The organism is Priestia koreensis, from assembly GCF_022646885.1.
Taxonomy (GTDB): Bacteria; Bacillota; Bacilli; order Bacillales; family Bacillaceae_H; genus Bacillus_AG; species Bacillus_AG koreensis_A.
In genome coordinates, this window is sequence record NZ_CP061868.1 from 2,074,249 (window position 1) to 2,087,394 (window position 13,146).

The following is a 13,146-nucleotide window of genomic DNA, read 5'->3' on the forward strand; positions in this document are numbered from 1 at the left end:
AGAATCATCATTCTCTTCCTTACGAATCCGTTACTTCCAGTTTTTGTTAATAAACGTATCGCGACCTGATGTTTCACGTTCTTCTTTATATGCTTGAGGATTTTTCTTATAAAAATCTTGGTGACGTTCTTCGGCTTCATAAAACTCGCTCGCCGGCAAAATCTCCGTTACGATTGGGTCTTTGAATCGACCGCTTTCTTCTAAAGCCTTTAGAGACTTCTCAGCTAGTTCTTTTTGTTCTTCTGTATGATAGAAGATAGCCGTTCTGTACTGACTGCCTCGGTCAATGAACTGTCCTCCGTCGTCAGTTGGATCAATTTGTGGCCAGTATAGATCGAGCAACTGTTGATATGAAAAGAGCGCTGGATCGTACGTAATTTGAACGGACTCACGATGTCCAGTCTTGCCCGTTTTTATTTGTTCGTAGGACGGGTTTTGAACCTCTCCGCCTGTATAGCCTGATACGATGCCATGAATACCAGGAAGCTCGTCAAATGGTTTTACCATACACCAGAAGCAGCCTCCTGCGAATGTTGCAAGTTGTTTAGTACTCAATTTTATTCCTCCTTAACGCAAAATCGATTTGTTTAAAATGATTCTAACGTGATTGGAGGAAAAATAAAAGTGATTGAACTGTAAGGTTCTTGAGATTCTTTTTTTACGCTCATTTTCATCACAGTTCGTTCACCTACATGATCGTTTAATAGTAACTATTTAAGCTTTTAAAAGTAGACTGATGGTAGGACAATAACAAAACCTTTTGGATAATGATCCTTGTTTTATCCGATTTTTTCTGTTTTCGCATGCTTCATGAGTTGCATAGTCACTTTTATCGTATCCATTGCTGCAAACTTTGTTTGGTGTTTTATCATGTTTTGCTGAATAGTCGTTAAGATCTGTGGGTTAAGCAGAACTTTTTTGAGTTGGTCTATGATTTCTGTTGAATTGTTGACTAGTAGTCCAATTCCTGATTGTTCAATAAACAAAGAATTATCTTGTTCTTGTCCTGGAAGGGGAGAGGAAACGAGTAATGGCGCTCCCATTGCAATGGCTTCTGACATCGTAACTCCTCCTAGTTTAGTCATGACAAGATTAGAAATAGCCATGAGTTCATGAATATTATCCATATATCCCATAATCCTAACATCGTGCTTAGAATAGGCAAATGCTCGTTGCAAAGAGTCCTTTAATTTATCATTTTTTCCACAAACGATCATTAATTGAATAGGAGTAGAGAGGGTTTCTAATTGCTGAAACGCCTCTTTTGGGAAAAATCCATCTCCTCCACCCATCACAAGAAGTGTGAATTTGTGAGGCGATAAGCCATATTTTCCGCATACGCCTTGTTTTGAGACACGTTTTGAAAACCCTCGTTTTAACGGAATTCCGGTTGCTTGAATTTTATATGCTTCAATGCCTATATCAATAAGCTTTCTTTTCAATTGTTGTGTGGCGACAATATATTGATCAGTACACGGATGAACCCAGTAAGAGTGATCTCCATAATCGGTTATAATCGTGATGGCTGGAATTCCTACAGACCCTTCCTCTTTTAATTTCGAAATCATTCCCGCAGCGAATGGATGGGTGCTAATAATGGCTACGGGCTTTATTGCCTGGATTAATTCTAATATTGAATGGCTTCCCATGATAAAAAAGGAATGTAGTTTCGTAGAAAACGTACTTTGAATGCGTGTCTTTCGGTACAAATACCCGTATAGTTGAGGTAATTTTTTAATGCTTTGTTTATACATGAATGTGCTGATTTTAGAAAATGCAGGATGAATAAGTGTCGTTAAATCAACAGTGACTGGCTCTAAGCGTGGAAGATAGTCTTTGATCGATTCACTCATGGCTCTTGCTACTTGATTATGACCATCTCCTATAGATGCTGATAGTAATAGAACTTTTCCTCGATATGCAAATTTCATTCGTCATTCCGTCCTCTCTTGTTAAAGCTTCCACCGTTGAAATGATTCATCGTGTATATAAAATTTTGTTTTATTCGTCCAGTTCTTCAAATGCTCCCAGTATCTTAGCTATATGATCGGTTTATAAAAAGGGAGGCTTTCATGATTTATCTCTATCTTACGAGACAGAGATGAAGGACTGCTTAACGCTAAATTAAAAAACCATTAATAATAAAAAACACTGGAGCACGTTTTTCATGCTCCAGTGTTTTTTCCTAACAGTTTATGTGGTTTTTGTTTCTTTCGGTAAAAGAAGGGCTACTTCCGTTCCTTGTCCTTCCTTACTACGTAGCTTAATTTCACCATGATGTTGCTTCATAATATTTTTCGCAATAGGTAATCCTAGACCCATTCCTCCAGTTTCTCGACTTCTAGCTTTATCAACCCGATAAAAGCGCTCAAAAATGGAGTCGATGTCGTCTGCTGGAATCCCAATGCCATAATCTACTACGCGAATGATAACATGACGTTCGTTTTCTTCTACAAAAATTTCTACCTGTTCTTTACTGTACTTGAGGGCATTGTCAACGATAATGATGATGACTTGTTTTAACTTTAATTCATCCGCCAAAACGGCTATTTTGTTATTTTCTGTGTGGAACTTTAGTTTTCTACTATAGGCCACTTCTAGTTGTTGTATGATTCTTTGACAAAATTCAGTTAAGGGAATGAGCTTGAAATCGAGATCTTCATCCACTTCGGTTTTAGCCAAATCTAAAAAGCGCTCCGTCATCTTTTGTATTCTTGTTGCCTCTGAATGAATGGATTCAATGGCTTCTAACGTCATGTCCACATTTTGAATTCCGCGTCTTCGCAACAAATCAGCATAGCTTTTAATCACGGTCAACGGGGTTTTCAATTCATGAGAAGCATCTGAGATAAATTGTTTTTGCTGCTCAAGAGTTACATCTAATCGATCGATCATCCGATTAAACGTGACGGCCAGCTTATTCAACTCGTCTTTTGTCTCACGTTGAATCACAATCTTTTTTGGTACTCCGCTTTGTTCAATTTCCTCCATCGATCCAATAATGTTTGAGATGGGACGAATGATAATATTTGATAGCCATTTCCCACCTAAAAGGGATAGAACAGCTCCGAGTAGCGTACAGAAGGAGAGGATACCAAGCAGCACGTCTTTTCCTAATTCTAATCCTGGAACTCGCTCTGCAATTTCAAGCGTTCCTGTTACTTTTCCACTGTTACTAATAGGGTGCTGATAAATAATAATTTGTTCTTCTCCACCGTGTGGACGAATAATTCGTTTCGTTGTTTTTTCTTTTCGTAAAAATTCCGGATCAATTTTTTTAAGCAAATATTGATCGTTAGAAACTTGAGTTTGAACATGACCCTGATCATCAATAATTCGAATAAATCCATGACTGGCTAAGTAGGGCAGCAATTTATCGTTTAGTGAACCTTGTTCATCATTTTTCTTCATTACTTTTATGATGTCAGAGGATTTTTGTTGCACTTCATTTTGAACCAAATTAAACGTGATGGTCATAAATGATAAGAAGACGATGGAATTAATGGCAATAAGGATTAATAGAAGCCAGGCGGTGGTGATTACATTTATTTTTGTTGTAATTTTCATTCTGTCATGACTCCCTTATAATATAGCCAACCCCTCGTACGGTTTGAATGATTTGAGAATCTGAAAAATCATCATCGAGCTTTTTTCTTAGATGTCTGATGTACACATCAATCACATTTGTTTCTCCCTCATATTCATAGCCCCAAACATGATAAATAATATCATCACGAGTCACAATGCGATTTTTATTCATCAATAAATAGACGAGCAAGTCAAACTCTTTTGGCGTTAAGAAAATAGACTTTCCATCACGTTCTACTTCACGTGTTTGCAGATTGATCATTACATCTTGTATAAAAAGCTGCTCCTGATCGTTTGTTGCCATTTTTTTCGAATAAGCTGCCATCCTTAAAGCAGATCTTACTCTCGCAAGGACTTCCTCCATTTCAAATGGTTTCGTGATATAATCGTTCGCTCCAAGATCTAGACCCGCCACTTTGTCCATTGTCATATTTCGGGCTGTAAGTAAAATAACCGGAAGTAGATGATTTTCTTTTCTAATCTTCCGTAATACTTCCATACCATTTAGCTCTGGTAGCATTAAATCCAAAAGAATTAACTGAAACGATCCTTCAAGGGCTAGTGTTAAACCCAGTCTTCCATTATGAGCAACAACCACCTCGTAGCCCTCAAACTCTAATTCAAGTTTTAAGATTTTGGCAATTTGACTTTCGTCCTCTACCACTAAAATTCGTTCTTTCACGTTGTTCACTCCTTCATCCATCTTGATTGATGGGTTGCTGTCTCTCATGTGCCATTTGCACGTGTTTTACGTTATTCCTGTTGCTAATAGCAGGATTCCGATCATAGATAAAATGAATAAGACGAATAGAGTGTCTCTCTCTTTTAGAATGGTCAATAGATAAAAGACATATTTCACCACATTCCTACATAGTGCTTTTAAATGTTCATTGAATATGCGATATGCAAGGAAAAGAGCCACTATTGCGATGATAATAAAGACGATTTCAATCATGTAGCTCCCAGCAATCTTTTGAATACTTTCCCACTGTGGTCCCATTATTTTTCCTAATGTGATAAAGGTCGTAGTCCATAAAAAAAGGCCGATGAAGGAAGGGATGATAAAGCGTCGATATGATCTGGTTGATATTCCGTATACATATCCAGTAAAATGTCGAACTCCTGGAATGAAGTAGACGAATAGTAAAAGGGCACTACCTGAACGATCGAACCAAGACATCGACTTTCTGAGTTTCTTAGGACTAAACCCAATATACTTCCCGTATTTTTCAAAAAACGTGTATCCTATCGTTTTTCCAATTAAAAAAGTCAGGCTAACTCCAATGCCTGCTGCTAAATAAACGAGACACAATGCAAAGATATAGTTCATTTTTTCTTGGTAAACCAAGTAACCAGCATAGCCCATGAGTAATTCTCCTGAGACTGGAACGGCTAGTACTTCTAAAAAAATCCCTAAAAACAGAATGAGATAACTGTGATGTTGTAATGCACTCAGTAAGTGTGGCATGATCGTCTCCAACTTTCCCAAACAGTACTTCTAGAACGAAGCTCTATTTTTAAACTACTTTCTTTTTTACTGTAGCATAAAGAAAAACGAAAACTGGTTTTTTAATCATTAATTAATCTTCGTTATTAAAATGACTTTGTCGATGCATTTGCGTAGCGACGATGATTAGAAAATAATAATTTATTAACTTCCAGAATCTTTGTCACGAACATAATGAGAGTGATCTACATAGTATGACTATTATCGTAGCAAAAATGTTTAAAGAACATTGCATGGAATTAGGACAAGCTGTTTTTTATCATCTATCAACCCAATTTTCATGGAATTTTCATACGATCTTTAACAATTTTTAATTGAGCTATGAGATGATAAGCAGGCTTTTATAAGGAGAGAAGGGGAGGGGATTAGATGGAAAATGATCAACTAAACATGCGATCAGCATTAAACAAAATCCCTCAATTAACGCTTTTATTTTGGATTATGAAAATTGCCGCTACTACTTTGGGTGAAACAGGAAGTGACCTTTTCACAGTTCCAGGAGCAGAAGACAATTACTTTACACCGCTTCTTTTCTTTTTAGGGATTTTCGCAGTGTTCTTAACCTGTCAGCTGTTTGTGAAAAAGTATATTCCTCCTGTGTACTGGACTGTGATTTTATCAACTAGTTTAGCAGGAACTGCTTTTTCAGATTACATGGATCGCTCTCTTGGATTAGGCTATATGAAAGGTTCTCTAATTTTGGTTACGTTACTCGCGCTAATTTTTGTCTTTTGGTATTTTACAGAACCAACTTTAGACGTAAAGAACATTCAGACAAAAAAAGTAGAAGTTCTTTACTGGATTGCCATTTTAGTATCCAATACATTAGGAACTGCTGCGGGGGATTTCCTTTCACATCAGCCGAAAGGGGTTTCCCAATTAGCTGGCGGTGGGCAGTATTTGGAGCAAGGCTTAGGATTAACGATCGCCCAAGGAGCCATGTTGACAGGAGGGTTAATTTTACTCGTTCTCTTAGCTTACTGGTTTACGAAAATTAATCGCGTATTTTTATTTTGGACCGCATTTGTACTGACTCGTCCTTTCGGTGCTACGTTTGGTGACTTTCTGATTAAACCACATGAAAAGGGAGGACTAGGTCTACAAAACGGAACACAAATTGCTTCCGCTATTTTACTAGGGGTTTTAGTGCTTTGTATTGTTGTTCAATACGCCTATAAAAAATCAAATACAAGCAAATCACAAAATATTCATAGATAATCAGCAAGGATAAATGATGCAAAATAAAAAAGAGCGATCATATGGGACTAACTCCATAATAGTCGCTCTTTTTTATTTTATTTTTATGAAGGAAAAGAGTCAATTCTAAAATTTAATAATATTTACGTTTCTATTTATGGCTGAAAAGCTGGTTATATTGGAAGCAGCGGTTACGATTACTCTAACTTCATACAAGTTAATTCCAATGATAGGGGCAATATCAACAAACGTATTAGACAGTGGAATTCTAGATGTACCTGAAGAGCTTCCTGATCTGGTTGTAACTCTCGAATTGAGTAAAATACCATTTCTATATAACCTGGCTTCGTACGAAATATTATAGTTTTCACTGCTAGTAAATATAGCACCGATAGCGAAGTCAATTTTCATGATGTTGCCTGTTAAAGCAGTAACGGAGACAGTATTCACAGTAATTTCAGTGTTTAGTGGGGGATAGATAGCAATAGTGGTTATCTGTTGATCAAGGAAAATAGAAGGATTACCCTGAGGACCTTGGGGGCCAGTGATGCCACGCACGCCTTGTAGACCTTGCAAGCCTTGCAAACCCTGTAAGCCTGTTAATCCTTGAACACCCGTAACACCACGTGCTCCTTGAAGTCCTTGAACACCGGTAACGCCACGTACACCTTGTAATCCTTGAACACCCGTAACACCACGTGCTCCTTGAAGTCCTTGAACACCGGTAACGCCACGTACACCTTGTAATCCTTGAACACCCGTAACACCACGTGCTCCTTGAAGTCCTTGAACACCGGTAACGCCACGTACACCTTGTAATCCTTGAGCACCAGTGATACCACGTACCCCTTGAAGTCCTTGAGTACCGGTAACACCACGGATGCCTTGTAATCCTTGAACGCCAGTGACGCCACGCGCACCTTGAAGTCCTTGTGCACCAGTGATACCACGTACCCCTTGAAGTCCTTGAGTACCGGTAACACCACGGATGCCTTGTAATCCTTGAACGCCAGTGACGCCACGCGCACCTTGAAGTCCTTGTGCACCAGTGACGCCGCGCAATCCTTGAGCACCCGTAATCCCACGCACGCCTTGTAAACCTTGAGCACCAGTGACGCCACGTGCTCCTTGTAATCCTTGAGCACCGGTGATGCCACGCGCGCCTTGAAGTCCCTGAGCACCAGTGATACCACGTACCCCTTGAAGTCCTTGAGTACCTGTAACACCACGGATGCCTTGTAAACCTTGAGCGCCGGTGATACCACGCGCGCCTTGTAACCCTTGAACACCCGTAATCCCACGCACGCCTTGTAAACCTTGTGCACCGGTGACACCACGTGCTCCTTGAAGTCCTTGAACACCGGTGACACCGCGCAATCCTTGTAACCCTTGAGCACCCGTAATCCCACGCACGCCTTGTAACCCTTGAGCACCTGTAACACCACGCGCGCCTTGAAGTCCCTGAGCACCAGTGATGCCACGAGCACCTTGCAATCCTTGAATACCCGTAACACCACGCAGTCCTTGTAAACCTTGAGCACCAGTGACGCCACGTGTTCCTTGTAAACCTTGTGCGCCGGTGATACCACGCGCGCCTTGTAACCCTTGAGCACCCGTAACACCACGTGTTCCTTGTAATCCTTGATCGCCGGTGATACCACGCGCGCCTTGTAAACCTTGAACACCCGTAATCCCACGCACGCCTTGTAATCCTTGAGCACCGGTGACACCACGCAGTCCTTGTAATCCTTGTGCACCAGTGACACCACGTGCTCCTTGAAGTCCTTGAACACCGGTGACACCGCGCAATCCTTGTAAACCTTGAGCACCCGTAATCCCACGCACGCCTTGTAACCCTTGAGCACCCGTAACACCACGTGTTCCTTGTAATCCTTGATCGCCGGTGATACCACGCGCGCCTTGTAACCCTTGAGGTCCTTGAGTACCAGTAACACCACGAGATCCTTGAAGACCTTGGGCACCAGTGATACCACGCGCGCCTTGTAACCCTTGTGGGCCAGTAGTGCCACGCGCACCTTGTAATCCTTGAGCGCCAGTGATGCCACGCGCACCTTGAATCCCTTGAACACCAGTAATCCCACGCACGCCTTGCAATCCTTGAACACCGGTAACACCACGTGATCCTTGTAAACCTTGAGAACCGGTGACGCCACGAGCACCTTGCAATCCTTGAGCGCCGGTAACGCCACGCACGCCTTGTAAACCTTGAGCGCCCGTGACGCCACGCGCCCCTTGTAATCCTTGAGCACCAGTGATGCCATGCGCACCTTGAATCCCTTGAGCACCAGTGATGCCACGCGCACCTTGAATCCCTTGAGCACCAGTGATGCCACGCGCACCTTGAATCCCTTGAACACCCGTAATCCCACGCGCGCCTTGTAATCCTTGAACACCCGTAACACCACGCAGTCCTTGTAATCCTTGAGCACCAGTGACGCCACGGATACCTTGTAATCCCTGAGCGCCCGTAACACCACGTGTTCCTTGTAATCCTTGATCGCCGGTGACGCCACGCACACCTTGAATTCCTTGGGCGCCAGTGACGCCACGCAGCCCTTGTAATCCTTGAGCGCCAGTGATGCCACGCGCACCTTGAATCCCTTGAACACCAGTAATCCCACGCACGCCTTGCAATCCTTGAACACCGGTAACACCACGTGCTCCTTGAAGTCCTTGAACACCCGTAACACCACGTGCTCCTTGTAATCCTTGAGCACCGGTGATGCCACGCGCGCCTTGAAGTCCCTGAGCACCAGTGATACCACGTGCTCCTTGTAATCCTTGAGCACCGGTGATACCACGTGCTCCTTGTAATCCTTGAGCACCGGTGATACCACGTGCTCCTTGTAATCCTTGAGCACCGGTGATACCACGTGCTCCTTGTAATCCTTGAGCACCGGTGATGCCACGAGCACCTTGCAATCCTTGAACACCCGTAACACCACGCAGTCCTTGTAATCCCTGAGCGCCAGTAGCACCACGTGTTCCTTGTAATCCCTGAGCGCCAGTAACACCACGTGTTCCTTGTAATCCTTGAGCGCCGGTGATACCACGCGCGCCTTGTAACCCTTGAGCACCGGTAGTGCCAGGAATGCCTTGTAACCCTTGAGCACCGGTAGTGCCAGGGATGCCTTGTAACCCTTGAGCACCTGTAACACCACGAGATCCTTGAAGACCTTGGGCACCAGTGATACCACGAGCTCCTTGTAACCCTTGTGCGCCAGTAGTGCCACGAGCACCTTGTAATCCTTGAGCACCGGTGACACCACGTGCTCCTTGAAGTCCTTGAACACCCGTAACACCACGTGCTCCTTGTAATCCTTGAGCACCGGTGACACCACGCAGTCCTTGTAAACCTTGAGCACCAGTGACACCATGTGCTCCTTGAAGTCCTTGAACACCCGTAACACCACGTGCTCCTTGTAATCCTTGAGCACCGGTGATACCACGTGCTCCTTGTAATCCTTGAGCACCGGTGATACCACGTGCTCCTTGCAATCCTTGAACACCCGTAACACCACGCAGTCCTTGTAATCCCTGAGCGCCAGTAGCACCACGTGTTCCTTGTAATCCCTGAGCGCCAGTAACACCACGTGTTCCTTGTAATCCTTGAGCGCCGGTGATACCACGCGCGCCTTGTAATCCTTGAGCACCGGTGATACCACGTGCTCCTTGTAATCCTTGAGCACCGGTGATGCCACGAGCACCTTGCAATCCTTGAACACCCGTAACACCACGCAGTCCTTGTAATCCCTGAGCGCCAGTAGCACCACGTGTTCCTTGTAATCCCTGAGCGCCAGTAACACCACGTGTTCCTTGTAATCCTTGAGCGCCGGTGATACCACGCGCGCCTTGTAACCCTTGAGCACCGGTAGTGCCAGGAATGCCTTGTAACCCTTGAGCACCGGTAGTGCCAGGGATGCCTTGTAACCCTTGAGCACCTGTAACACCACGAGATCCTTGAAGACCTTGGGCACCAGTGATACCACGAGCTCCTTGTAACCCTTGTGCGCCAGTAGTGCCACGAGCACCTTGTAATCCTTGAGCACCGGTGACACCACGTGCTCCTTGAAGTCCTTGAACACCCGTAACACCACGTGCTCCTTGTAATCCTTGAGCACCGGTGACACCACGCAGTCCTTGTAAACCTTGAGCACCAGTGACACCATGTGCTCCTTGAAGTCCTTGAACACCCGTAACACCACGTGCTCCTTGTAATCCTTGAGCACCGGTGATACCACGTGCTCCTTGTAATCCTTGAGCACCGGTGATACCACGTGCTCCTTGCAATCCTTGAACACCCGTAACACCACGCAGTCCTTGTAATCCCTGAGCGCCAGTAGCACCACGTGTTCCTTGTAATCCCTGAGCGCCAGTAACACCACGTGTTCCTTGTAATCCTTGAGCGCCGGTGATACCACGCGCGCCTTGTAATCCTTGAGCACCGGTGATACCACGTGCTCCTTGTAATCCTTGAGCACCGGTGATGCCACGAGCACCTTGCAATCCTTGAACACCCGTAACACCACGCAGTCCTTGTAATCCCTGAGCGCCAGTAGCACCACGTGTTCCTTGTAATCCCTGAGCGCCAGTAACACCACGTGTTCCTTGTAATCCTTGAGCGCCGGTGATACCACGCGCGCCTTGTAACCCTTGAGCACCGGTAGTGCCAGGGATGCCTTGTAACCCTTGAGCACCGGTAGTGCCAGGGATGCCTTGTAACCCTTGAGCACCTGTAACACCACGAGATCCTTGAAGACCTTGGGCACCAGTGATACCACGAGCTCCTTGTAACCCTTGTGCGCCAGTAGTGCCACGAGCACCTTGTAATCCTTGAGCACCGGTGACACCACGTGCTCCTTGAAGTCCTTGAACACCCGTAACACCACGAGCTCCTTGTAATCCTTGAGCACCGGTGACACCACGCAGTCCTTGTAAACCTTGAGCACCAGTGACACCATGTGCTCCTTGAAGTCCTTGAACACCCGTAACACCACGTGCTCCTTGTAATCCTTGAGCACCGGTGATACCACGTGCTCCTTGTAATCCTTGAGCACCGGTGATACCACGTGCTCCTTGCAATCCTTGAACACCCGTAACACCACGCAGTCCTTGTAATCCCTGAGCGCCAGTAGCACCACGTGTTCCTTGTAATCCCTGAGCGCCAGTAACACCACGTGTTCCTTGTAATCCTTGAGCGCCGGTGATACCACGCGCGCCTTGTAATCCTTGAGCACCGGTAGTGCCAGGGATGCCTTGTAACCCTTGAGCACCTGTAACACCACGAGATCCTTGAAGACCTTGGGCACCAGTGATACCACGAGCTCCTTGTAACCCTTGAGCGCCAGTAGTGCCACGAGCACCTTGTAATCCTTGAGCACCGGTGACACCACGTGCTCCTTGAAGTCCTTGAACACCCGTAACACCACGAGCACCTTGTAATCCTTGAGCACCGGTGACACCACGCAGTCCTTGTAAACCTTGAGCACCAGTGACACCATGTGCTCCTTGAAGTCCTTGAACACCCGTAACACCACGTGCTCCTTGTAATCCTTGAGCACCGGTGATGCCACGCGCGCCTTGTAATCCTTGAGCACCCGTGATGCCACGCGCGCCTTGTAATCCTTGAGCACCTGTAATCCCACGCAGTCCTTGTAATCCTTGTGCACCAGTGACACCACGTGCTCCTTGAAGTCCTTGAGCACCCGTAATCCCACGCACGCCTTGTAACCCTTGTGCGCCGGTAACGCCACGCAGCCCTTGTAACCCTTGTGCGCCAGTGACGCCACGCAGCCCTTGTAATCCTTGAGCGCCAGTGATGCCACGCGCACCTTGAATCCCTTGAACACCAGTAATCCCACGCACGCCTTGTAATCCTTGAGCACCGGTGATACCACGCGCGCCTTGTAACCCTTGTGCGCCGGTAACGCCACGGATGCCTTGTAATCCTTGAGGTCCTTGAACACCAGTAACACCACGTGCACCTTGTAATCCTTGTGCGCCAGTGACACCACGCAGACCTTGTAAACCTTGAGCACCAGTAGGGCCAGTAGGACCTACTAAATTACTCCCTGTAGCAGTTAGAAGCTCAATATCATCAATTACTAAATCAGCTACTCCTATTGCTGCTAATTTATTAACTAATATGAGAGCTTGAGTGGTACCACTAGGAGCTGGTGAAGTGTTTCGATATGCCTCTAACCACGTATTTGTAATAATAGGGTTTGGAATACGATCAACATCAATGTTTTCAATCAAACCATATCCTAAAAAATTTAATGCATCGTCATAATAGCTTATTTGTAATGTAACGGTGGATGGCGTACTAGCTCCTAATTTCCCAATAGAAACTAGAAACTCAAAGCTTTCTCCTGCCATAGCAGGAACAAACTGATAAAGAAATGCATTAACATTTCCTCCCTGTAAGATGACAGAAAAAGATCCTGTGTGAGAGTAGTTTTTTGTTAGAGACCCATTTAATGAAACCCATGGTTGGAGATTATTAGATTCAAAACTACTGTTTATTACTACATTATTAATACCCAATTATTTACCTCCCCTCAATAATATCAAGCGTTTAGAGAAGGAGTTCTTCTCTCAATAATCTATGTAAATATTGAATTGTCAGCTACAAGATATGACAAAACTTAGTTGAAAAAGTTTTATGATTTTAGTAGCCATGTAACAGCTCTAAAATTAGAAGCATACATGGTCCTATCCAATTGTGATTAATAGATTTAGCATTTGCACGAAACCTTGCACGCTATCGAATTTACGCGTTTAAACACAAGTGATTTTTAACTGAATTAAATGGTTTATCCTACCGAAAAAAA

At 44.5% G+C, this 13,146-nt stretch carries 7 protein-coding genes; 1 reads left to right on the top strand and 6 read right to left on the bottom strand.

Annotated features, from left to right (window positions below; translation table 11 throughout):
• Positions 1-30: 30 nt before the first annotated feature.
• From msrA to IE339_RS10415, 5 genes are all read right to left on the bottom strand, one after another.
• Complete coding sequence (gene msrA / locus IE339_RS10395) at positions 31-555, bottom strand: peptide-methionine (S)-S-oxide reductase MsrA (protein WP_397428629.1); 525 nt, start codon at positions 553-555, stop codon at positions 31-33.
• A 224-nt stretch (positions 556-779) separates the two neighbouring features.
• Entirely contained in the window at positions 780-1,931 is a 1,152-nt protein-coding gene (locus tag IE339_RS10400) for an MGDG synthase family glycosyltransferase (protein ID WP_242175822.1), read from the bottom strand.
• A gap of 262 nt (positions 1,932-2,193) precedes the next feature.
• Positions 2,194-3,567, bottom strand: a complete 1,374-nt coding sequence (locus IE339_RS10405; RefSeq protein WP_242175823.1) for a sensor histidine kinase — start codon at positions 3,565-3,567, stop codon at positions 2,194-2,196.
• A gap of 4 nt (positions 3,568-3,571) precedes the next feature.
• On the bottom strand, positions 3,572-4,270 hold the full coding sequence (locus tag IE339_RS10410) for a response regulator transcription factor (protein ID WP_277933960.1): 699 nt from the start codon (positions 4,268-4,270) through the stop codon (positions 3,572-3,574).
• A gap of 66 nt (positions 4,271-4,336) precedes the next feature.
• Positions 4,337-5,056: a DedA family protein gene (locus IE339_RS10415; RefSeq protein ID WP_242175824.1), complete on the bottom strand. Its 720-nt coding sequence runs from the start codon at positions 5,054-5,056 to the stop codon at positions 4,337-4,339.
• Positions 5,057-5,464: 408 nt separating this feature from the next.
• Here IE339_RS10415 and IE339_RS10420 point away from each other — a divergent pair, with 408 nt between their 5' ends.
• Positions 5,465-6,313 carry a COG4705 family protein gene (locus IE339_RS10420; protein ID WP_242175825.1) on the top strand — a complete coding sequence of 283 codons (849 nt, stop codon included), beginning with the start codon at positions 5,465-5,467 and terminating at the stop codon, positions 6,311-6,313.
• Positions 6,314-6,418: 105 nt separating this feature from the next.
• Here IE339_RS10420 and IE339_RS10425 read toward each other — a convergent pair whose 3' ends face one another.
• Entirely contained in the window at positions 6,419-12,859 is a 6,441-nt protein-coding gene (locus IE339_RS10425; protein ID WP_242175826.1) for an NTTRR-F1 domain, read from the bottom strand.
• Positions 12,860-13,146: the final 287 nt, after the last annotated feature.